This window comes from Streptomyces liliifuscus (assembly GCF_016598615.1).
Classification (GTDB): domain Bacteria; phylum Actinomycetota; class Actinomycetes; order Streptomycetales; family Streptomycetaceae; genus Streptomyces; species Streptomyces liliifuscus.
The window spans coordinates 192,024-213,347 of record NZ_CP066831.1; the positions used below are offsets into that span (position 1 = coordinate 192,024).

A 21,324-nucleotide genomic window follows, 5' to 3' on the forward strand; every position below is an offset into this window, starting at 1 on the left:
AGTTTCAAGTACGGCTCACCGCGGCCGTCCGCCGGGAGAACTACGACGCCGCCCACCCCTGCTCGGGCACGCCGTGAGGCGCGGCGCACTCACCATTCCTAAAACCACACTAGCCAGTGTAGTTTACGAAATCACGCCGATGGATGGTGGTCGACAGGTCCACCTCGGTAGCGCCCTAGCTTCGAGAGACCGCGAGGCGGCCACTTCCTCGGGAACCCCGACCGCAGCCAACTGTCCGACGTCCGCACGACTCTCGGCGTCTTCAAGCTCCCCGCCGACCGTCGCGGCGGCCCGTCACAGGCGCCCGTCACGCGCAGGAGGAAACCATGAGGATGCCCGCGATCGAGCCAAGTGCCCTGTCGGACGAGCAGCGCGTGCTCGACGAGCATGTTCGGCGGATGATGGACGGGCTACAGACACCCTTCACCTCGACGGACGAGAACGGCGCGCTGATCGGTCCGTTCCCCGTGATGCTGCGCTTTCCCGCCCTTGCCCGGCCCCTGCTGGAGTGGTTCACGACCGTCACGAGCGGCAGCGTGCTCGCGACGCGCGTGCGCGAAGTAGCAATCCTCACCATCGGATCACGGTACGGCGCGGCCTACGAACTCTATTCGCACAGCAGGGTCGCGTTGGCGGTCGGCCTGTCCGAGAGCGTCGTCGCAGGTCTGGCCGCCGGACAGCGGCCCTCGGGCCTGACGTCGGAGGAGCTGGTCGCTCACGATGTGGCGGCATGTCTCTACGCGGGCGCGCCGCTTCCAGGAGCGCTCTACCGCTGTGCGGTCGAGTCTTTCGGCGAGCAGGGTACGGCGGAACTCGTCTTCCTGATCGCGCAGTACTCCAGCATCTCCGTGATACTCAACGCTTTCGACGTCCCGTTGCCAACGGATGCCGAGTGACGGTCACTTCAGGCGCTTACGGCCTTCAGCAGCGCTGCGACGCCGTCGGCGTAGATTCCGTGGAACAGCTCCGCGGCGTCGGTGCACACGCAGAGTGGAGAGGTAGCCCTTCACCGGGAACAGCGCCTTGCGCCATTCACTCCGCCGAGGGGCGGGACACCTCCCGGCGGCCGGGGGGACTCCGCCCATCCGAGAGTGGGACCCGCACCGCCGGACGCCACACCAGGTACGACCCTGGCAAATCGTGCGGATACACCCATCGCGGAACTCCGTACGCCCCGGCGAGAAATCGAAGGCAACCTTTTCGCTCTGTGCGGTCACTGATCAGTGCACCATCAGCTCGATCTTGCGAACGGACAGGTATGAAGACAGCAAGGCAGGCCGCGCGTCAGCGCAGGCAGAGACGCAGACTTGTGCTGAGCGCCACCCTGGCGGTGACCACCGTGGGTGTTCTCGCCTACGTGGTCCTGGGTTCGCTCCCCGGCCGCGAGGCGGAGGCAGGGCATGCCGCGGCCACTCCCGTCGCCACCAACCAGGTGAGAACCACGACCACGACGGGCACCCCGAGCACGTCGGCGAGCCCTTCCGCGACCGGCAAGCCGAAGCCCAAGCCGAAGCCGTCGGCCAGTGCGAAGACCGGTGCAGCACGCCCTTCGGCCACGGCCACTTCGAAGCCCCCGCGCAGCACGTCCACCACGCCAGTGTCCGCAGGGCGGATTCGGCCCAACAACACCTACACGGGGGTCGCCACCGCCTACGAGGCCGCCGACGGAAACGGCGCCTGCCTGTTCGGCCCGAGCGATGACCTCATGATCGCGGCGATGAACACCACCGACTACGAGACGTCCAGGGCGTGCGGCGCGCACGTGCTCGTCCGCGCGGCCAACGGCAAGTCGATCACCGTACGGATCACCAACGAATGCCCACTGCCCTGCGCACCCGGGCAACTCGACCTCAGCCAACAGGCCTTCGCCAAGCTCGCCGACCTCAAGGTCGGCCGGATACCGATCACCTGGCAGCTGCTGAGTCCCAGCACGACCGAGACGATCTCCATCAGATACAAGACCGGGTCAAGCCCTCATTGGTGCGGCATCCAGGCGATCGGCCACCGCAACCCGCTCGCGCGCTTGGAGGTCCGGGCCGGCGGCGGCTGGCGGCAGTTGCCCCGCACCGAATACAACTACTTCATCTCCGCCGACGGCGGCGGGTGCGGAGGCTCGATCAGAGTCACGGACATCTACGGAGAACAACTGACACTCAACGGGGTCGCGCTGCGGCCGAACGTCGCGCAACCGACCGGGGTTCAGTTCGCCCGGCACTGATCACGCGACGCACGCGTGCGTCGCGGAACGGTCCCGCCGACCGTCATGCGGTGGGCGGGACCGGCAGCGCGATGCGCCGGTCAGAAGGCGCAGGTGTCCATCCAGCGCGTGACCAGGGATGTGTTGTTCTTGTCGGGGTCACGTACGGGACCGCACAGGAACGGGCCGAAGCGGGTGTCGGCACGCAGCCAGAGACTGAGGAACGACACGATCCACTTGCCCTGCTTGGCCTTGTTGCCGGAGCCCGTCATCGGGCACAGGTGGTCGCCCGGAACCTCGATGTAGAGCTTCTCCGCCTGGGACATGGAGTTGTACCAGGGCACCGCGTAGGTGTTGCCGTGGGCGACGGAGTCGCTCTGACAGGTCAGGAAGAACGTGGGCTCGGTGACCGAGGAGAAGTTCGCGTTCGGGTGGTACGGCGCCGTGGGCACACCCGCCCGGAACCGCGAGTCGTCCCGGAGGGCCGCCATGACACCACCGCCGCCCATCGAGTGACCGACCGCGCCGAGCGTGCCGTTGACCTTCCCGGACAGCGGGTTGCCGGCCGCGTTGCCGAGCGCGATCAGCTGGGTGCCGGCGGCGGAGATCTGCCGGCCGCGCGATTCGGGATCGTCGGTGAGCGTGTTCGTTCCGACGTTGACGACAACGAAGCCCCAGGACGCGAGGCGGGGTGCGAGCCACTGCAGGTTCTGCTGTGTGCCCTGATAGCCGGGCATCAGTACGACACTCGGGTACGAGCCACTGCTCGTGGGGTACGTGACCGTGCCTGAGCCGTATCCGCTCGGGTTCGGAACGGTGTAACTGGCGGTGGTCAGCGGCCCGTTGGCGGTCTCCAGGGAAGTCGCCGTCGGGTCCGGGATGCCGTTGCCCGGAGGAGTTCCGCCCCCGGAGCCGTACACCTGGAACTCGAACAGCGAGTAGCCGTAGGTGGTGCCGCGCTGGGTGCCCAGCATGCGGACGTACCGGCCGTTGCCGTTCACGTCGAGGGTCTGCACGCCGCCAGTGCCGGTCATGGTCGAGTGGATGGTGGTCCAGGCGGTGCCGTTGGTGGAGGTCTGGATCTGGAACGCGCGGGCGTACGCGGCCTCCCAGCGCAGCACTACCTGGCTGATGGTGGCTGTGGCGCCCAGATCGACGCTCAGCCACTGCGGGTCACTGAACGTGCTCCCCCAGCGCGTCCCGGTGTTGCCGTCCACGGCCGCCGACGCGGGAGTTGACGTGTTCTCGGTGGACGAGGAGGTCGCGGGTCTGCCCTGGGACAGCAGGTCCGCGGCGGCCGCCGGCGGGGCTGCGGCCGTCAGCAGGGCCAGCGCCAGGCCGAGGGTGGTCGCCAGGGCGATCAGTGCCGTCATGGCACGGGAACGGGGCCGTAACGGCACGGCCGTGTGAAGGGAACTACTGGATGGACGCATTGCTTTACCTCCGGATTGCGGTGAGAGCGCGGTAACCGGACAGCGTGGTGCGCCTGTGCTGTGAGAGCCGCCGGATCGCCGGCAGGTGATCTCTCACAGTGCGGAAGGACAAGGAAGGGGGTGCCGCGTGCGGCGACTACCGGGACTGTGCGAAGAGCCAGTCGATGACCACGTCGTTCTCATACGTCTGGGCCCATGCGAGGTGTGGGTTCACCGGTGTCGTGCCGGGCGTGTAGCTGGTGAACAGTACGTGGCTGCGCGTGGCCCCGGCCTGCCGTAGGAGCTCCCGGGACCTGGCCTCGAACTGCGCCTTCGGCAGGTCGTTCGCCCACTCCCCACGGCTGACCCGGGCACCGGCGGTCTCCAGCGCGTTCATCAGTGTCCAGGTGCCGGGCTTGCCGAACCGGCCCTCCCGGTAGGGCACGACCGGGTCGTCGATGGAGTGGTCGGCCCAGATCGGGATGTGCGTGATCCTGTCCATGGTGGCCGCGTCGCCCCAGCCGGCCGTGGGCAGGGCGGCCGCGAACACGTCGGGGCGCTTCGCCAGCAGGCTGTAGATACCGCGCCCGCCCGAGGACAGGCCGACGAGATAGAGCCGGGCCGTGTCCACGTTGCGGGAGTGCTCGCTCACGAAGGTGTCGATGAGTTCGATCAGAGCGGCCTGGACCTTGGCGTCGGTCCAGTCCGTGCCGTCGGGTCCGTCCATGGGACGGGGCAGGGGGATCTGCGGAGAGAGCACGAAGGCGGGGTCGCGGCGCTGTCGTTCCGGTTTGGCGAACGTGACGGCGATCCGGTTGGAGGTCAGCTGGGTCATGTTGTTGTCCGCGACCTCACCACCGCCGTGCAGGGTGACGACGAGTGGGTAGCGCGTGCGCGTCCCCGGGTTCCGTACGTATCCCTCGGGCCGGTACAGCCGGAAGTCCAGCTCGAAGCCCGTGGAGTCGGTGAAGGAACCGGCGGCGAAGTCGTCGACCACGGGAGTGGTGACGTTGTCGTTCCGGACCGCGAACGGACCGGCCCTGAGCACTAATTCGCCTTCCGGGGTGTGCACGTCCGCCACCTGTCTGACGGAGTACGCGCGGTCCAGCGGAAGGGGGTCGGTGCCCGCGGCCCGCGCGTTGGAGTCGTTCGGGTCGAGTTCGATGATCAGTCTGTCCCCCGGCCGTCCGGGGCGGGACCGGTCGTCCACTTCGGCGGTGGTGCTGGAGTAGACCCGGGTCACCGTGCGAGCCGCCGTCTGCCCGCCCACGGTGGCCTTCACCTGGAAGGCCGAGGGCAAGATCGCCCCGCCGCGCAGGTCGATGCGATGCGCGTACTGGAGGGCGACGGCTGTCACCAGCCAGTTGTTCCTCGGCGTCACCCGCGTGACGAGGTCCGTTCGCAGGACCGGATTGCGCCCCCCGGTCGACTGTCGTCCCCCCGATGTCCCTGTGGTGGTGTCGGCGGCCGTGGCGGTTGCCGTGGTGACCGCCGGAGCCGCGACCGCGCCTGCGGTGACCGCGAGCGCCGTACGTCTGGTGATCCGTCTCATGTGCGTCCTCGTCTCGGTCCTGTGGGGAACTGGGTCGCGCGGATCGGGTACTTGGTGCGTGTGGAGGTCGTCGCCCCGCTCCGTACTCCCGGAAGCAGGCGGCGCGTCGGAGGTCCGAGCGGCAGGTGCGGTGGCGGCTGGGAGTCCACGACCGGCGGGGCATGCGCTCGGGCCCGGGTCGCGGGTCGCCGGTCGCGGGTCGCGGGTCGCGGGTCACAGTGAGAACGCGCCGGTCAGCAGGGCGGCGGCGGTCATGACCAGGGTGGTGGCGAAGGCCCAGCGGAAGATGAAGCGCTGGTGTTCGCCGAGCGACACACCACTCATGCCCACCAGGATGAACGTGGAGGCGGTGAGCGGACTGAGCGGGAACCCCGTGGTCATCTGGCCGAGAATGGCGGCCCGGGCGACCTCCGCCGGGTCCGTGCCGAAGCCCTGCGCGGTCTCGGCGAGTACGGGCAGTACGCCGAAGTAGTAGGCGTCCGGGGTGAAGACCAGACTCAGCGGCATACCGCTGACCGCCACCGCGACGGGCATGTGCGAGCCGAAGGAGTCGGGGACGACGGAGACGAGCGCCTCGGCCATCTCGTCGAGCATCCTGGTGCCACTGAGGATCCCGGTGAGGACACCGGCCGCGAAGATCATCGTGGTGACCAGGACCACGTTCTTGGCGTGCCTGTCGAGCAGCGCCTGCTGCTGTTCCCAGCTGGGGTGGTTGACCAGCGCCGCGATCGCGAACCCGAGGACGAACAGCACCGGAAGCGGCATCACTTCCTGGATCAGGCAGACCACGAGGGTGACGGTGAGCAGGAGATTGAAGACGTTCAGCCAGGTCCGCGGCAACGGCGGGACCCGGACGGCGCCGGGCCCGTCCCCGGGCGCCCGGACGGCCTGATGCTCCCCGTCGGCCGTCGCCGGAGTGGTGTGCCGACTCGGCTCGGGTTCGGTGGCCACCGTGACCGTCGTCGCGGCGACGGCGGGTTCACGGTCGTCCTGCTCACCCTTGCCCGCGTCCGGATCCGGACCCTGCGCGGACAGCGCGCCAAGACGATTGCGTTCCCGGCGGCCGAGCAGATACGAGGCCACCAGCACCCAGGCGACGCCGACGCCCATCGCGGGCAGTACGGGGGTGAAGACCTCGGAACTGTCCAGTTTCAGAGCCGCCATGGCGCGTACCGTCGGGCCACCCCAGGGGACCATGTTCATCACGCCCGCGCCCAGGCAGACCACTCCGGACAGCACGAGGGGGTTCATACCGAGCCGCTGGTAGACCGGCAGCAGCGCGGAGACGGTGATGAGGAAGGTGGAGGCGCCGTCTCCGTCCAGGGCCACGCACAGCGTGAGGACCGCGGTGGCGACCGTGATCCGCAACGGGTCGCCACGCGCCACGCGCAACAGACCGCGGATCAGGGGGTCGAAGAGCCCGGCGTCCACCATCAGGCTGAAGTACAGGACGGCGAAGGCGATCATGATGCCGGTGGGCGCCACCTTGGACAGCCCGCCGAGAATCAACTCGCCCAGATCGCCCGCGAATCCGCCGATGAGCGCCGCCAGCACCGGAAGCAGGATCAGAGCGACCAGTACCGAGGCGCGTTTGGTCATGGTGACCAGCAGAAGGACGGCGATCGTGGCGAAGCCCAGGGCTGCCAGCATGGCGGCGCTCGCTTTCTCGGGGACGGCCCTCGGCTGCGGTGTGCGGGGCTGGGCGGGGAGACAGGCCGAGGTGTTACGCGAGAGTTTCGGAGCACCGACGGATCGCTGTCCAGCATCAAACGGAGATCTGTCCATGCGTTAAGCGCATCAATCCGAGCGGGGCGCCCTATGCTCGTCGGCCATGGAAGCCACCACCTTGCGTCAACTGGCGGCGTACACGGCCGTCGCGCGGGCCGCGAGCTTCACCGCGGCCGCCGCGGAGATGCACGTGTCCCAGTCCTCGCTCAGCCGCGCGGTCGCGGATCTGGAGCGACAACTCGGCGTCCAGCTCCTGGAACGGGACACCCGCAACGTGCAGTTGACCGCGGCGGGCGTCGAGGCCCTGCGCGTCGCCGAGCAGATAGTGAACGCTCACCGGGCGGGCATGAAGGAGCTCAGGCGATACCTGCTCGGCGACTCGGGAACGGTCGCCGTGGCCACTCTTCCCTCCGTCGCGGCGGTGCTCCTGCCACAGGTGATCTCCGAGTTCCGCGAGCGACGGCCGCAGGTGGCGGTACGACTCCTCGACGGCCTGGAGCGGTCGGTACTGGACCGGGTCCTGTCCGGCGACGCCGACTTCGCGATCACCACCGTCGGCAGCCCACCGGAGCAGTTGGAGCACCGCCCCCTGGTCAGGGACCGCTTCGTCGCGGTGCTGCCGGAATGCCATCCGCTCGCCGCCCGCCACGAGATCACCTGGGACGATCTGGCGCGTCAGCCGTTCCTGGCCGTCGGGCGCGACTCGAGCGTGCGCCGACTCACCGACGCGGCGTTCGCCCAGATCGACGCGCACGCGCTGCCGGCGGCCGAGGCGGGCAGTATCGCGACCTTGGGCGGACTGGTGACCGCCGGCCTCGGGGTGTCGGCGATGCCCGCCCTCGTGCTCCCGCTGATGGGCACCGGGCCCGTCGTCTGCCGACCTCTGGTGGACCCCGTGGTGGACCGGCGTCTGGACATCGCGCTGCGTGCCCGCCGAACGCTCCCGACCGTGACGGAGCGGTTCCTGGAGACGCTCGAAGAGTTCCGCCGCCAGGAGCGTCCGCTTCCGCCCGGGGTGTCGTGGGCCTGAGGTGGCATCCCGCCGCACCACCCTCAATTCATGCATTTTTCGCATTGATTGATGGCCTTCTGTTGCTCGACAGGCATTTCTCCGCTCCGGCAGTCTGAGGACAACGGCGACGGCGGTGCCGCACCAACGCGGGACGACGCTGTCGGGGAACCACGCGGAACGGCAGTGCAAGGGAGCTCAGGGGTGTCGGACGACGAGCGGAACTCCACCGCAAGCGGGCAGTTGCGCGGGCTGAAGGTGGTCGAGTTCGCCCATGTGGTGGCCGGTCCGCTGGCGGGGTCGATGCTCGCCGACCAGGGGGCCGACGTCGTACACGTGGAGCCCCCCGGCGCCGGAGACGCGGCCCGCGCCATGGGGCCCCAACGCGACGGCGTCCCCCTGTGGTTCAAGGTCGCCGGCCGCAACAAACGCTCGGTCACCCTCGATCTGCACCACGAGGCCGGCCGGACCGTCGCCCACCGCCTCGTCGCCTGGGCGGACGTCGTCATCGTCACTCTGCGCGCGGGACGCCTGCGCGACTGGGGACTCGACTGGGACTCCGTGCACCGGATCAACCCCCGGGCGGTGCTGCTGCAGATCTCCGGATTCGGCGCCACCTCGTCACAGGCGGACGCCCCCGGATTCGGCAAGGTGGGTGAGGCGCGCAGTGGAGTCGTCCACCTGACCGGCTTTCCCGACGGCCCGCCCGTGCACACCGGCTTCTCGCACGGCGACGCCGTCACCGGCCTGATGGGCGCCTACGCCGTCCTCGCCGCCCTCCACCGCCGCGACCACGACCCCGACTTCGACGGCGAGTGGATCGACCTCGCCCTCTTCGAGTCCCTCTTCCGTCTGGTCGAGTGGCAGGTCATCGTCCACGACCAGTTGGGCCGAGTGCCCGAACGCTCCGGCAACCAGCTGGCCGTCGCCCCAGGAGCCGTGATCAACACCTACCGCTCCCGCGACGGCGAGTGGATCACGGTGACCTCCGCGACGCTGCGATCGGTGGGCAACATCGTCCGCCTGCTGGGACTCCCCGAGGAGGAGTTCACCACGGCTCAGCAACAGTACGACCGGCGCGAGCAGTTGGACGAGAACCTGCGGAACTGGGTGGCGAAGCGCGACGCCGGCGAGTGCCTGGAGGAGTTCGCCCGGGCCGAGGTCGTGGCCTCACGGGTGTTCGACGCGGCGGACATCGCCGCCGACCCCGTGTACGCCGAACGCGAGGACATCGTCACTGTCGAGGACCCCGACCTCGGTCCGGTACGTATGCAGGCGGTGATCCCGCATTTCCGGCAACACCCCGGCCGGGTCTGGCGGACGGGACCCGCTCTCGGACAGGACAACCACCTGGTCTACGGGCAGTGGCTGGGCCTCAGCGCGGACGAGCTGGCCGACCTGGAGAAGAGCGATGTCATCTGAGGCGTCTCCCCAAGGCCCCGCCGAACTGGACGCGGGAGTGGTCGACCGCCCCCCGCTGCGCTCCCTGCTCTTCGTGCCCGGCACCAGAACCGACTGGCTGCCCAAGGCCCGGGCGGCGGGCGCCGACGCCGCGATCCTCGACCTGGAGGACGCAGTGCCCGCCGCGGACAAACTCGCCGCCCGCGCGCAGGTGGCCGAAGCCGTCGCACGGGCCGCCACCGCACCGCCCGAGCAGACGGGACGGATGGCACTGTTCGTCCGCGTCAACCCGCTGGACGACTGGGCCAGTGCCGAAGAACTGCGTGCGGTCGTACGGCCCGGACTCGCCGGGATCGTCCTTCCCAAGGTCCGCTCCGCCCAGGACGTGAGGCTCGCCGACCGACTCCTGAGCTGGTGCGAACAGGAGCAGGGCATGCGGCCGGGACGGATCGCCCTGATACCCCTGCTGGAGACCGCACGCGGCCTGCGCGAGGCCTACGACATCGCCCGGGCCGCCTCACGCATCGCCTACCTGGGCGCTCTCACCGCCCCAGGCGGCGACGTGGAACGCGCTGTCGGCTACCGCTGGAGCCCGGAGGGAACCGAAACGGTGGCGCTACGCTCCCGCGTTCTGCTGGACGCCAGAGCAGCCGGGGTGCCGTGCCCGGTCAGCGGACTGTGGACGCGCATCGGCGACCTCCCGGGGCTGCGCGCCTTCGCCGAACAGAACCGCTCCCTCGGCTACGAGGGCATGATGGCGATCCATCCCTCCCATGTCCCCGTGATCAACGAGGTGTTCTCTCCCGGCTCCGCCGAACTCGCCCGCTGCGCAGAGTTGATCGCGGCGGTCGAGGCGGCGCAGGGAGAAGGGACGGGCGCCGTGACATTCCGAGGTGAGATGGTCGACGAGGCCATGGCCCGCACGGCCCGCCTCGTTCTCGAACGACACGGGGCATGACCGCGGGACGGACCAAGTGCGTGACCAGCCGGGCGCAGGCCGCGCTGCTGGTGCAGCGGACCGGACTGCTCGACGAGCGCTCACAGCCCGGGGCCGGACGGTGAATCACGCACGTGCCCAGTGGGAACGTGTCCCCGCGCCCGCCGTCGGCATCCTTGTGGTGGCGACGGCAGCCGTCGACGTATCTCGATTCGAAGCTGTGGCTCCGCAACCACCATCCGGCTGCGCGAAGTACGCCTGCTGCGCTGCCGTGACCACGGGAGTTCAACGCCGGGCACTGCCACCCACCGCGGCCCTCCGTGCCAGGTCCCCGCTGCGGCGGGCAGCGCCCGCCCGTCACTTCCGCGCTGTCGTCCCGAAGGGGAGGGGTTCACCGGAGCTCAGTTGGTCCCTCAGCGACTGCTCGGTGTTGCTCACGTGCAGCAGTGCGGCGGCCTGGCTGAGGGCCGCGTCACGGGTGGAGAGCGCGTTGAAGATCGCCTCGTGCTCGGCGAGAGTCCGGCCCGCGGCCTTGTCGTCGACCAGACCGCGCCAGATGCGGGCACGCAGGGTGCGGCCGGAGATGCTTTCCAGGAGGGTGAGGAGGGTCTCGTTGCCCGTGGCCGAGATGACCGCGCGGTGGAAGGCGGCGTCGTGGACGTTCAGCTGTTCGACATCGTCCCGGGCCTCGCGCATGGCATCCAAGTGCCGCTTCACCTCGGCCAGTTGGGAGTCGGAGATCCGTGTCGCGGCAAGGGCCGTGGCGATCGGCTCAAGGAGCCGCCGTACCTCCATGAGGTCCTGCAGGGCGACCGAATCACCCTGCAGCAGTTCCACCGCGCCGCCCAGACCCTCCAGGAGCAGACTCGGCTGAAGGCTGGTCACATACGTGCCGTCGCCCCGGCGGACCTCCAGGACCCGTGCGACAGCCAGCGCCTTGACCGCTTCCCGTGCGAGGTTCCGGGACAGGCCCAGCTGCGCGGCCAGGTCCGGCTCCGGCGGGAGCTTCGAGCCCGGAGGCAGGACACCGGTCCGGATCAGCTCACGGATCTCATCGATGGCCTTGTCCGTCAGAGACACCGCTCACCCCTCCCCCACCGTGCCGCGCGAGCACGTCCGGCCTGATCAGCCCCTGAGTGCGGAGATCGTCCCAGAGGCCGTCCGGGACCCGGTGATCATGGAGTTCCACGTTTCGTCCGACCGGTTCCGGAGTCCGCATGCCGAGGGTGACGTTGATGATACTGGGATGCGTGTGCGGGAAGGCGATCACGGCGGCGGGCAGAGTGACCCCGTGCGCCGCGCAGACCTCGGCGATCGCCCCGCCACGGGCGCCCAGAGCCGGCCGGTCGTCCTCGTAGCGGTACTTCGTGCCGGGGAGGCCCGGTCAACGAAGAGCAGTCCCAAGTTGAAGACATCCACCGCCACAGCGCTCTTGCCCGGGTCGGCGGAACAGCGGTCTGTTCTCAGTCTCATCGGTGGTTCCTCGCGCTATCCCGTAGCAGGGGATTCGCCATACATCGCATGTCTAGGCGCCCTCAAGACGCCCAAATACACTACAAGTTACTCAAATCCTTGAACCAAGCAGTGCATTCATCCCTGCACGCTGGTTGACATCCCATGGCGCCATGGCCGACCTTCATGCGTGGCCCTGCATTCCCCCTGCCCCTTCCGCATCAGGGATGTGTCCATGTCGAACTCGATCAACAGACGCCAGTTGCTGGCCTCCGCAACCTGCGTGGTGACGGCAGCCGTGGCAGGAGGTGCGTTAGGCGCCGGAGTTGCCGAGGCGGCGCCCAGCACGTACACGCCCGACTGGAACTCGGTCGACCAGCACCCGCCGGCTCCGGAGTGGTTCCAGGACGCGAAGTTCGGGATCTACTTCCACTGGGGTGCCTTCAGCGTGCCCGCCTTCGACAACGAGTGGTACCCGCGCAACATGTACCAGGCTGGGAGCAACGCGAACCGGCATCACATCGCGACCTACGGCCAGCCGTCAGCTTGGCCGTACCACAACTTCATCAACGGAGCGCGGGACCCGGCGGGCAACACCGTCCAGTTCGCCCCGAAACTGAAGTCGGCCGGCGGGAGGTTCGACCCCGAGGAGTGGGCGCAGCTGTTCGTCGACGCGGGCGCCAGGTTCGCCGGCCCGGTCGCCGAGCACCACGACGGCTTCTCCATGTGGGACAGCCAGGTCAACGAGTGGAACTCGGTGAAGAAGGGCCCTGGCATCGACCTGCTGCGGCTGTTCTCCACGGCCATCCGCGCCAAGGGCCTGAAGCTGCTGGTGGCCATGCACCACGCGTACCACTACAACGGCTTCTTCGAGGACGCTCCCGCGCAGACGGACAGCAGCCTCAAGAAGTTCTACGGGCAACTGAACAAGACCGCGGAGGACCAGCTCTGGTTCGACAAGCTGAAAGAGGTCATCGACCGCGCCCGGCCCGACATCCTGTGGCAGGACTTCAAGCTGGACGCCGTCGACGAGCAACAGCGCCTGAACTTCCTGGCGTACTACTACAACCAGGCCAACAGCTGGGGCCGCGAGGTCGTCGCCACGTACAAGGACGGCATGAACGGCAAGGGCGAGGTCTTCGACTACGAACGCGGCGGCCCGGCCGATCTCACCACGCCCTACTGGCTCACCGACGACAGCATCTCCAGCAGCAGTTGGTGCTACACCCAGGGCATCGGCTACTACACCACGCAGCAGATGCTGCACTCGTTCCTCGACCGGGTCAGCAAGAACGGCAACATGCTGCTGAACATCGCGCCGATGGCCGACGGCACCATCCCCCAGGCACAGAAGGACATCCTGCTCGCCATCGGCGACCATCTGAGGCGCTTCGGCGAGTCGGTGTACGCGACCCGGGCCTGGACCGCGTACGGCGAGGGACCGACGAAGATGGGCGGCGGCTCGTTCACCACTCCGCACGCCGGCACAGCGCAGGACATCCGATTCACCCGCAACAAGGCCGACGACGTCCTGTACGCCACCGTCCTCGGCTGGCCCGGCAGTTCGCTCACGATCAAGACTCTCAGCCCGGACCGGATCAACCTGTCGTCGCTGTCCTCGGTGAAGCTCCTGGGTACCACCGCCGGCACGTACATCGACCTGCCCACGCCGGCCCAGAACGCCTCCGGCCTCACGATCACCCTGCCGTCCTCCGCGCCGTACAGCGCCTACGCCTACGTCCTGAGGCTCGACTTCTCCGGCACGATCCCGGGCCTGCGGCCGCTCACCGGCGCCGTCGCCTTCACAGACGTCAACTACACAGGCAACGACGGCGTGTTCACCGTCGGCGACCACACCGCGGCCGACCTGACCGCGTCCGGACTGGGCGCGGGCACACTCTCCTCCCTCCGGCCGGCCCCCGGCTACCAGGTGATCGGCTACTCCGGCGACAACTTCACCGGCAGCTCCTGGACGTTCACGGCCGAGAACCCCGACCTGCGGGTCACCGGCAACAACGATCAGATCACCTCGCTGAGGGTCCAGTTCAACCCGGCGACGTACTTCCGGATCACCAACGCCACCAACGGCCTCGCCCTGGACAGCGGCGGCAACGTCGCCTCCGGGTCCGACCTCAAGCAGTGGACCTGGAACGGCAGCAACAACCTCCAGTGGCACGCGGAAGCTGTCGGAGGCGGCCACTACCGGCTGGTCAACCGCACCAACGGCATGGTCGCCGACGGCTGGGGCGCCACCGCCGACGGCTCCGCAGCCCGGCAGGCCGCCTGGAACGGCGGCACCAACCAGCAGTGGACCCTCACCCACCGGGGCGGCGACCGCTACTCGATCGCCAACCGCACCACCGGCCTGGTCCTCGACGGCGGCGGCAACGTGTCCTCGGGATCCGTGGCCAAGCAGTGGACCTACGGCGGCAGCACCAACCTGCTGTGGACCTTCACCGCGTTGTAGCCGCCGATCCCTGCTGCGGGGCGCGTGTCCCGGGGGCCGGGCGGCCGCACTCAGTTAGTCGCGGCCGCCTACCGCAGCGCCTACGGCGACTTCGTCCACAAGCTGCGCACGCGCTACGGGGCCGACACGACCATCGTGGCGGTGGGCGCCGGCCAGTACTCCGGCCATGTCCAGCAGGTGGTCAGGACGCGCAACGAGGCAGGCGACAGCCGGGTCCGTTACTGGTTCCTCGACGACTCGGGCCTGGACTTCCTCGGCTGCGATTGGCACTACTCGGCCCGCGACGACCGGCTCGTCTCCGGTCGGCTCACCTCGTTCATCGCCGGTCTGCCGACAGGCTGGTGACGGCACCGACTGCCCAGCAGCACCACGGATCGGGGCCTCGGCCCTGACGGTGCCGCGTTCCCATCCACGGCGGCCCGGCCCTTCGGGGGCGGGCCGCCGATTCCGCTCCCGTTCGAATCCCGTGCGAACGCACCGGCCGGGGCGCCGTGGAGCGGAAGCGGACCTAGGCTGAAAGCCGGTGGCTGGAAACCAGCCTGACGGGCAGAGCTGTCCGGACGGAGGCGGAGCGCGTGGACATGGCCGACAAGCAGGATGTCCGCACCGCCGCGCTCGTGGTAGGCCCGGACGGTGTGGTGAGCGGCTGGAGCGAGAGCGGGAGGCTGCTGCTGGGCTGGACGGCGGAGGCCACGGTCGGGCGCCCCTTGGCCGACCTGTTGGCCGCTCCCCCACCACCCGGTTTCCCCGAGAACCACGACGGCGGTGCCGACCACGCGGGACTCATGCCCCTGCGCCACCGGGACGGCTCCACGGTGGACGCTCTGGTGTCGACTCACCCGCTGCTCGGACCCGACGGGCGGGCGCTGGGCCACGTGGTGACCGTCCAGCGCTGGGAACGCCGACCGGTGATCGCCGACCTGGCCTTCGAGCAGTGCCCCTTCGCTCTGGGCGTCTACGACCCTGAGCTGCGGTTCCTGTGGATCAACGCCTCCTCGGGCCGGGTGATCGCGCACTCCGAGGAGCAGGTGCTCGGCAAGAAGTACCGCGAGGTGCTTCCCGAATTCGACCGCTCGCTGTTTCCCGAAAGGGACGACAAGCCCTACACGGACCAGCTCGCCGAAGTGGCGAGGACGGGCAGGGCCGCGCGTCTCATCACCGTCTTCCAGCCGCGCGGCAGTGACTACGCGAACGCCTGGGCCACCAGCATCTGGCCCGTCCGGGACGCCGAGGGCAGGGTCCGCGCGGTCGCCAACTGGGGATTCGACATGAGCGCCGAGTACTGGGCCCGGCAGCGCCTGCTCATCCTCAACGAGGCCAGCGCCGGCATCGGCCGGACACTCGACGTGATCGGTACCGCCCGGGAACTGGCCACGACCTCGGTGCCGTCATTCATCGACGTCGTCACCGTGGATCTCTTCGACGAGGTGCTGCGCGGAGAAGAGCCGCCCTCCGTGTCCGAGTTCACCCCCGGCGAGACCATCGTGCTCACTCGTGCCGCCCGGCACAGCGCGAAGGAGGACGCCGACCGGGCTCCCCGGCCCACGACACCCGTCAGCCACACTCCCGGTTCCGTCGCCGCCCGCTGCATGACCACCGGCAGGTCCACGGTCCAACTCGCGGCCGAGCCGGGCGAGGGCGGCGAATGGGCCTTCGGGCCCGGGCTCGCCTCCGACCCGGCCCACTGGCCGCCGGGCAACCCGTTGGTCGACGCGTCCATCGCTGCGGACGGACTGACCGGCCGGATCACCGTGCCGCTCCGGGCCCGCGGCGCACTGCTCGGCGTCGTCGCGTTCTCCCGCAGCGAGCGGCCCGAGGCGTTCACCGCCGACGACCTGATCCTCGCCGAAGAGCTGACCGCCAAGGCCGCCGTCGCCATCGACAACGCCCGCCGCTACTCGCGCGAGCGCACGACCGCGCTGACCCTGCAACGAAGCCTGCTGCCACAGGGGCTGCCCAGCCAGGAGGCGGCCGAGGTGGCATCCCGCTACCGGCCCGCCGGGACCGACGCGGAAGTGGGCGGCGACTGGTTCGACGTCATTCCGCTCTCCGGTGCCCGGGTCGCCCTGGTCGTCGGCGACGTGGTCGGCCACGGCCTGCACGCCGCGGCCAGCATGGGCCGGCTGCGTACGGCGGTCCGCACCCTCGCCGACGTGGACCTGCCGCCGGACGAGTTGCTGACCCACCTGGACGACCTGGTCATCCACCTAGCCAGCGACCTCCGGCCCGCCGACCACTTCCAGCCGACCGGTGAGTTCGGGGCCACCTGCCTGTACACCGTCTACGACCCGGTCTCCCGCCGCCTCACATTGGCGAGCGCAGGTCATCCGCTGCCGCTGATCATCTCCCCGGACGGCACCACGACCCCGGTGGACGCACAGCCGGGACCGCCGCTGGGCATCGGCGGGCTGCCTTTCGAGGCGACCGAGCTCGAACTGCCCGAGGGCAGCCTGCTCGCCCTCTACACCGACGGACTGGTGGAAAGCCGCGAGCGCGACGTCGACCAGGGGATCGCCGACCTGCTGCGGCTCCTCAACCATGCGGCCACCTCACTGGAGAGCCTCTGCGACACGGTGATGGACGCCATGCTTCCCGAACACCGCACCGACGACGCCGCCCTGCTCCTCGCTCGCACTCACGCGCTGGATCCCCAGCATGTCGCCGACTGGGACATCGAACCCGACCCCGCGCAGGTGCCGCGCGCCAGGAAGTTCACGCTCGACCAGTTGGAGGCCTGGGGCCTGGAGGAGGCGTCGTTCGTCACCGAACTGGTTGTCAGCGAGCTGGTCACCAACGCCATCAGATACGGCGAGCCACCGATCAGGCTGCGGCTGATTCGTGACACCTCCCTGATCTGCGAGGTCTCCGACGCCAGCAACACCGCACCGCACCTGCGCCGGGCGCGCGCCTTCGACGAGGGCGGCCGGGGCCTGCTGCTCGTCGCCCAGCTCACCCAGGGCTGGGGTACCCGGCACACCACGGACGGCAAGACGATCTGGTGCGCACAGACCCTCACCGAGCCCGAGCCGCGATGAGATCACTACCAGGCACTTGAGTGCCGCTTGTTCGATCTGATCGGCAAAGACGATGAGGTCGTTGACCTTGGACTCCACTGGTCCGCCCTCCGTCGCGGCCATCAAGCCGACGCGCGCAGACACCACTTCAAGCGGCGCCTGCGCCTCCAGATCTTTCAGACCCAGCGATGCAGTACTGGCCAAAACGCCCCGTCCGCGTCCGCCGAACGGCCGCTACGGCAGCCGGCGCTCCAGTGCCATGTCGGCGATGTCCTGGAGTTCGTCGCGGCCGAGGCCGCCGGCGGCCTGGACTGCGATGCCGAACGTCACCGTCATGACGTATCGGGCGAGCTGTCGAGGGTCGGCGTCGCGCGGAAGATCGCCCTCGTCGACGGCCCGCTGGAAGCGCTCCTCAAGGCGCAGACCCGAATCGTTCCGCCACTCGACCAGCATGTCGTGCGCGGGCCGACCCGCATCGCTCGACGCCGGCGCGCCCTGCACGACCAGGCGTCCCGCAGGGCCTCCGGGACGCGTCGTGGTCCGAACCGCTCCGCGGAGAATCGCCTCGGCCACGCCTCGCGCGGTCGGCTCCTCCATGGCGCTGGTGACGTGCGACGCCCTTCCGCGCACTTGACGCGGCGACTGCCACGGCGGAGAACCTCGCCCCCGCGACTTACATTCCGACCGGTACATAAGTTGCTCACGACGGCGATCCGGGTCGCGCCGCCCGCGGGAGGCGTGGGCCCCAATTGGAATGTCCCACTCCGTAGTGACGACCTGTGCGTTCTCGGCATGTCTCATTCGCAGGCCACAGCGTCTTGTCTCACGATCCTGGCCCTTGAGCTGAGCAGGTGTTGTCAACCGCTCTGCCGTGGCGTCCCCCGCGCGGCAGGGCAGCGATCGTCCGACATCAGCCATGCCTCTGCGTCCCGCCGGATCCGCGGCGCATCGAAGCTCTGGTACTCCCGGATCACCGACCTGATCGTGCCTCGCTCGCGGTACTCGTCCATGATCGCAACATGCTCCGGCAGGCGAACGAACCCTGCCAGGGCCCGCCGCCCGGTCCACACCGAGACCGATCCGCAGCGCCGGGCCGAGGGCATGGCCCACAGCCACATGCCGACCGCTCCGTCGAGATCCGGCCAGCGGCGCCGCAGCGCGAAGCCGCGACACGTGATGCCGGGCAAGTCGCGGTATGCGTCGCTGGTGAAGTCAGTGACGCTGACGATCAGTTGGCCGCTCCGGCGGCTGTGCATGCCGCTGTCGACGCCACTCACCGCGGCGCGGTCGTCAAGGGAGTCCCCGGCCGGGCCCTGGCACCAGCGGCTCCTCAGCATGGCACCGGCGTCCAGGACGGGTCACGGCCGAGCAGGGCGAGCAACCGGTCGCCCTGCGGGGCGTCGTCGGGGGCGGTGATCCGTCGGCGGAACGCGGCACCGGCCCCGCGGCCCTCGTCCGGGACCAGGGTGGCGACGCGCAGCGCGGCGGTGGTCAGTTCGGCGGCGGGCTCCCACGGGGCGCCGATCGTCACTGCGACGTCCCAGGCGTGCACCACGTAGTCGAGCAGGTGGAAGCTGATCGCTGTCCGTCCGGGGACGGCGAAGCCCTCGCCCACCTCCGGCAGCGCGAACCGCCGCTCCAGCACTCCGTCTTCCGCGAACGCCGCGGTGACGTCGCCCACCGACGCTTCATAGGCTCCGGCCGGGTCATCGCCGAGGTCACCGTCGCGCCATACGGCCCACGGTTCACCCGCGCCGCGGGCGGAGGCGGCGAACCCCTCGTTCTGGCTGACCAGATGGCGGAGCAGACCGTACAGGGTCCAGTCCGCGCACGGCGTCGCCAACATCAAGTGATCGGTCTTCACCCGGGAGACCACCTCCCCGGTCAGTAACAGGGCCTGGCGGTCCAGTTGTCGTATGTCCATGGCCCGAGCGTAAATTCACACAGCGGTTCAGCTCCAGGGCCAATAAGCTGCCGAGTGATTGAGCCAATTGCCGGATGACGCCGGCAACTGCCGAGCCGGAAGCGGAAGGCCGAGATGGACGTGCACGTCAGGCTTGACGGGCAGCGGGACCTGTCCGGCCAGATCTACCGTCAGTTGCGCACCGCGATCCACGGCGGGCTGTTGCGCCCCGGCGATCCGCTGCCCCCGACCCGGGTGTTGGCCCGCCGCCTGTCGGTGGCCCGCAACACCGTCGGCGTCGCCTATGAACGGCTCGTCGCCGAGGGCTACGCGGACAGCAAAGTCGGCTCCGGGACCTTTGTGCGTACGACGGGCCTGTCCACGCCCGAGGTCGCGCCCGCCACCGACACCGCCGGCCCGGGATTGCGCCCCCGCGCCCTGTGGGCGCGCTTGTCCCCATGGGCAGCCCCGGAGACCACGGGATCGACCACGGCGGACCACGACTTCCGGGTCGGCCTGCCGGACGCCCGGCTCTTCCCGTACGACGCCTGGCGTCCCCTGATCGCCAGGGAACTGCGCCTCTCGGCGGTCGGGGCGGTCGGATACGGCGACCCGGCCGGCCACGCCGGACTACGGGCCGCACTCGCCCGGCACATCGGACTCTCCCGCGGCGTGCGGACCGACCCGGACGACGTGCTGGTGACCACCAGCACGCAGCAGGCCCTGGACCTCATCGGACGGGTGCTCCTCGAACCGGGCGACCGGGTGGCCGTCGAAGAGCCCGGCTACCCACCGGCCCGGCTGACGTTCCTGGCACAGGGCGCCGAAGTCACGGGCATACCGGTGGACGCCGAGGGCCTGCTGGTGGACGCCATCCCGCCGGACACCCGCGCCGTGTACGTCACCCCCGCCCACCAGTTCCCGCTCGGCATGCCGATGTCCCTGCGGCGCAGAACGGCGCTGCTGCAGTGGGCGCGGCGGCACGGCGCGGCTGTGATCGAGGACGACTACGACAGCGAATTCCGGTTCGGCGGGCGGCCGGTCGAGACGCTGCAGAGTCTGGACCGGAACGGACACGTCATCTATGTGGGGTCGTTCTCCAAGGTGATGCTTCCCTCCCTGCGCGTCGGCCTCCTGGTGGCGCCCGCCCCGCTGCGCACAGCATTGCGCACCGCCAAGTACACGTCCGACTGGCACACGGCGGTCCCCACGCAGGCGGCGCTCGCCCGCTTCGTCGACGACGGGTTGCTCGCCCGGCACATCCGCCGGATGCAGCACACCTACGCGACCCGGCACCAAGCCATCACCCGCGTCCTCACCGACCACTTCGCGGACCTGGCCGAGTTGGTACCGTCCGCCGCCGGCCTGCACGTGACCGCATTCACCCGAGGCCACCTCGCCGACCCCGACGCCCTCGCGGACCGAGCCGGCCGGGCGCGGGCATCCGGCGTGGCGGTCTACACCCTGGCGGAGGTCGCCGCGAACCGCTCCGCGCGCCCAGGCTTCGTCTTCGGCTACGGCTCGATCAGCGCCCCTGACATCGAGCCGGGCCTGCACCGCGTACTCGGCCCGCCCAAGAATCACTGAACGCGGTAGGAAGCGCCCGTACACAATGCGCGGCCTCGTGCGCCATCCAGCGGGCGATCTCCGACTCGTCCCGCTCGACCGCCCGCCGCTCGGGCCCGTTGCAGGCTCCATCCGAGCCGGCCGGTCAGCAGCCGCCACACCGATGCCCTCGACAACACCACATCCGTTGTCCGGGTGACGACCACGCCGACTCGCTCCAAAGTCCACAGGTCAGCCTCGAAGTCATGAGCCTGGGCGCCTTGCTCCAACGCGGCCCGGACCGCCTCGACCTGGGCGTCGTCCAGCTTGGGTGGGCGCCCGGTGGCTGCCCGTCGCCGCAGGGCCGAAGCACCCCCTTGCTCCCACACCCGCAGCCAACGCCGCACACTCTCGGCACACACCCCCACCGCCCTCGCGATCTCCGCATTCGAGACGCCGTCCCCGAACAACTCGACCGCCCGAACACGACGCGCTTCCGCCAACTGGGGCCGCGACAAAGGAGGAAGGGAAGAGCCGGCAACCGAACGGGAAGGTTGGTAGGCCACCCCGACAGCCTCCCACCCACACGGCCACCACATCCACCGAACTTACGAAAAGATCAGTAGAAGAGCCTGCATGAGACCGCGTTATGGGGCAGCCGCGCATCGCATACTTCGGCCGTACTCTCGCCTTACAGCAAAGCGTTC

17 protein-coding genes and 1 pseudogene are annotated in these 21,324 nt (G+C 69.6%); 9 read left to right on the plus strand and 9 right to left on the minus strand.

The window, feature by feature from the left end; translation table 11 throughout:
* Nucleotides 1-332: 332 nt before the first annotated feature.
* Nucleotides 333-896, plus strand: a complete 564-nt coding sequence (locus tag JEQ17_RS00825) for a carboxymuconolactone decarboxylase family protein (protein WP_200393350.1) — start codon at nucleotides 333-335, stop codon at nucleotides 894-896.
* A 362-nt stretch (nucleotides 897-1,258) separates the two neighbouring features.
* Entirely contained in the window at nucleotides 1,259-2,218 is a 960-nt protein-coding gene (locus tag JEQ17_RS00830) for an expansin EXLX1 family cellulose-binding protein (RefSeq protein ID WP_200393351.1), read from the plus strand.
* A gap of 80 nt (nucleotides 2,219-2,298) precedes the next feature.
* Here the strand turns inward: JEQ17_RS00830 and JEQ17_RS00835 are convergent, their stop codons facing one another.
* The 3 genes from JEQ17_RS00835 to JEQ17_RS00845 all read right to left on the minus strand — a co-directional run bounded on the left by JEQ17_RS00835 (nucleotide 2,299) and on the right by JEQ17_RS00845 (nucleotide 6,811).
* Complete coding sequence (locus JEQ17_RS00835; protein WP_200393352.1) at nucleotides 2,299-3,570, minus strand: poly(ethylene terephthalate) hydrolase family protein; 1,272 nt, start codon at nucleotides 3,568-3,570, stop codon at nucleotides 2,299-2,301.
* A gap of 196 nt (nucleotides 3,571-3,766) precedes the next feature.
* Nucleotides 3,767-5,161, minus strand: coding sequence for a prolyl oligopeptidase family serine peptidase (locus tag JEQ17_RS00840; protein ID WP_200393353.1), 1,395 nt, complete (start codon nucleotides 5,159-5,161; stop codon nucleotides 3,767-3,769).
* Between the two features lie 213 nt (nucleotides 5,162-5,374).
* Nucleotides 5,375-6,811, minus strand: a complete 1,437-nt coding sequence (locus JEQ17_RS00845) for a CitMHS family transporter (protein ID WP_200393354.1) — start codon at nucleotides 6,809-6,811, stop codon at nucleotides 5,375-5,377.
* A 181-nt stretch (nucleotides 6,812-6,992) separates the two neighbouring features.
* Between JEQ17_RS00845 and JEQ17_RS00850 the strand changes: the two genes are divergently transcribed.
* The 3 genes from JEQ17_RS00850 to JEQ17_RS00860 all read left to right on the plus strand — a co-directional run bounded on the left by JEQ17_RS00850 (nucleotide 6,993) and on the right by JEQ17_RS00860 (nucleotide 10,257).
* Nucleotides 6,993-7,919 (plus strand): LysR family transcriptional regulator, encoded by a 927-nt coding sequence (locus JEQ17_RS00850; protein ID WP_200393355.1) that lies wholly within the window; start codon nucleotides 6,993-6,995, stop codon nucleotides 7,917-7,919.
* A 183-nt stretch (nucleotides 7,920-8,102) separates the two neighbouring features.
* Nucleotides 8,103-9,320, plus strand: coding sequence for a CaiB/BaiF CoA transferase family protein (locus JEQ17_RS00855; RefSeq protein WP_200393356.1), 1,218 nt, complete (start codon nucleotides 8,103-8,105; stop codon nucleotides 9,318-9,320).
* On the plus strand, nucleotides 9,310-10,257 hold the full coding sequence (locus tag JEQ17_RS00860; protein ID WP_200393357.1) for an HpcH/HpaI aldolase/citrate lyase family protein: 948 nt from the start codon (nucleotides 9,310-9,312) through the stop codon (nucleotides 10,255-10,257). Before JEQ17_RS00855 ends, JEQ17_RS00860 begins: the two co-directional genes overlap by 11 nt.
* A gap of 336 nt (nucleotides 10,258-10,593) precedes the next feature.
* Here JEQ17_RS00860 and JEQ17_RS00870 read toward each other — a convergent pair whose 3' ends face one another.
* Nucleotides 10,594-11,316: a FadR/GntR family transcriptional regulator gene (locus JEQ17_RS00870; protein ID WP_200393358.1), complete on the minus strand. Its 723-nt coding sequence runs from the start codon at nucleotides 11,314-11,316 to the stop codon at nucleotides 10,594-10,596.
* A pseudogene (locus JEQ17_RS49775) lies at nucleotides 11,307-11,673 on the minus strand (aldo/keto reductase); the annotation flags it as partial. The gene JEQ17_RS00870 and the pseudogene JEQ17_RS49775, both read right to left, overlap by 10 nt.
* Before the next feature lie 250 nt (nucleotides 11,674-11,923).
* Between JEQ17_RS49775 and JEQ17_RS00875 the strand changes: the two are divergent.
* The 3 genes from JEQ17_RS00875 (at nucleotide 11,924) to JEQ17_RS00885 (ending at nucleotide 17,190) form a co-directional block, all read left to right on the plus strand.
* Entirely contained in the window at nucleotides 11,924-14,155 is a 2,232-nt protein-coding gene (locus tag JEQ17_RS00875) for an alpha-L-fucosidase (RefSeq protein WP_200393359.1), read from the plus strand.
* Between the two features lie 24 nt (nucleotides 14,156-14,179).
* Nucleotides 14,180-14,500, plus strand: a complete 321-nt coding sequence (locus JEQ17_RS00880) for an SGNH/GDSL hydrolase family protein (RefSeq protein ID WP_234047972.1) — start codon at nucleotides 14,180-14,182, stop codon at nucleotides 14,498-14,500.
* A 236-nt stretch (nucleotides 14,501-14,736) separates the two neighbouring features.
* The gene (locus tag JEQ17_RS00885; RefSeq protein ID WP_234047973.1) at nucleotides 14,737-17,190 is read left to right on the plus strand and encodes an ATP-binding SpoIIE family protein phosphatase; all 2,454 of its coding nucleotides are present in this window, start codon (nucleotides 14,737-14,739) and stop codon (nucleotides 17,188-17,190) included.
* 213 nt (nucleotides 17,191-17,403) lie between these two features.
* Here JEQ17_RS00885 and JEQ17_RS00890 read toward each other — a convergent pair whose 3' ends face one another.
* The 3 genes from JEQ17_RS00890 to JEQ17_RS00900 all read right to left on the minus strand — a co-directional run bounded on the left by JEQ17_RS00890 (nucleotide 17,404) and on the right by JEQ17_RS00900 (nucleotide 19,093).
* Complete coding sequence (locus JEQ17_RS00890) at nucleotides 17,404-17,766, minus strand: TetR family transcriptional regulator C-terminal domain-containing protein (RefSeq protein WP_200393361.1); 363 nt, start codon at nucleotides 17,764-17,766, stop codon at nucleotides 17,404-17,406.
* Between the two features lie 260 nt (nucleotides 17,767-18,026).
* Complete coding sequence (locus JEQ17_RS00895; RefSeq protein WP_200393362.1) at nucleotides 18,027-18,446, minus strand: hypothetical protein; 420 nt, start codon at nucleotides 18,444-18,446, stop codon at nucleotides 18,027-18,029.
* Between the two features lie 53 nt (nucleotides 18,447-18,499).
* On the minus strand, nucleotides 18,500-19,093 hold the full coding sequence (locus tag JEQ17_RS00900) for a TIGR03086 family metal-binding protein (RefSeq protein ID WP_200393363.1): 594 nt from the start codon (nucleotides 19,091-19,093) through the stop codon (nucleotides 18,500-18,502).
* Between the two features lie 114 nt (nucleotides 19,094-19,207).
* Here JEQ17_RS00900 and pdxR point away from each other — a divergent pair, with 114 nt between their 5' ends.
* Entirely contained in the window at nucleotides 19,208-20,659 is a 1,452-nt protein-coding gene (gene pdxR, locus JEQ17_RS00905; protein WP_200393364.1) for a MocR-like pyridoxine biosynthesis transcription factor PdxR, read from the plus strand.
* Here the strand turns inward: pdxR and JEQ17_RS50810 are convergent.
* Nucleotides 20,653-21,216, minus strand: coding sequence for a helix-turn-helix domain-containing protein (locus tag JEQ17_RS50810; protein ID WP_407700029.1), 564 nt, complete (start codon nucleotides 21,214-21,216; stop codon nucleotides 20,653-20,655). The genes pdxR and JEQ17_RS50810 overlap by 7 nt on opposite strands.
* Between the last annotated feature and the right edge of the window lie 108 nt (nucleotides 21,217-21,324).

Excerpts from the sequence above, each read along its gene's own strand:
- JEQ17_RS00875 (WP_200393359.1), top strand. The coding sequence starts at position 11,924 with ATGTCGAACTCGATCAACAGACGCCAGTTGCTGGCCTCCGCAACCTGC.
- JEQ17_RS00885 (WP_234047973.1), top strand. The coding sequence starts at position 14,737 with ATGGCCGACAAGCAGGATGTCCGCACCGCCGCGCTCGTGGTAGGCCCG.
- JEQ17_RS00840 (WP_200393353.1), bottom strand. The coding sequence starts at position 5,161 with ATGAGACGGATCACCAGACGTACGGCGCTCGCGGTCACCGCAGGCGCG.
- JEQ17_RS00860 (WP_200393357.1), top strand. The coding sequence starts at position 9,310 with ATGTCATCTGAGGCGTCTCCCCAAGGCCCCGCCGAACTGGACGCGGGA.
- JEQ17_RS00835 (WP_200393352.1), bottom strand. The coding sequence starts at position 3,570 with ATGACGGCACTGATCGCCCTGGCGACCACCCTCGGCCTGGCGCTGGCC.
- JEQ17_RS50810 (WP_407700029.1), bottom strand. The coding sequence starts at position 21,216 with ATGTGGTGGCCGTGTGGGTGGGAGGCTGTCGGGGTGGCCTACCAACCT.
- JEQ17_RS00825 (WP_200393350.1), top strand. The coding sequence starts at position 333 with ATGCCCGCGATCGAGCCAAGTGCCCTGTCGGACGAGCAGCGCGTGCTC.
- JEQ17_RS00830 (WP_200393351.1), top strand. The coding sequence starts at position 1,259 with ATGAAGACAGCAAGGCAGGCCGCGCGTCAGCGCAGGCAGAGACGCAGA.
- pdxR (WP_200393364.1), top strand. The coding sequence starts at position 19,208 with ATGGACGTGCACGTCAGGCTTGACGGGCAGCGGGACCTGTCCGGCCAG.
- JEQ17_RS00845 (WP_200393354.1), bottom strand. The coding sequence starts at position 6,811 with ATGCTGGCAGCCCTGGGCTTCGCCACGATCGCCGTCCTTCTGCTGGTC.
- JEQ17_RS00850 (WP_200393355.1), top strand. The coding sequence starts at position 6,993 with ATGGAAGCCACCACCTTGCGTCAACTGGCGGCGTACACGGCCGTCGCG.
- JEQ17_RS00900 (WP_200393363.1), bottom strand. The coding sequence starts at position 19,093 with ATGGACATACGACAACTGGACCGCCAGGCCCTGTTACTGACCGGGGAG.
- JEQ17_RS00890 (WP_200393361.1), bottom strand. The coding sequence starts at position 17,766 with ATGGAGGAGCCGACCGCGCGAGGCGTGGCCGAGGCGATTCTCCGCGGA.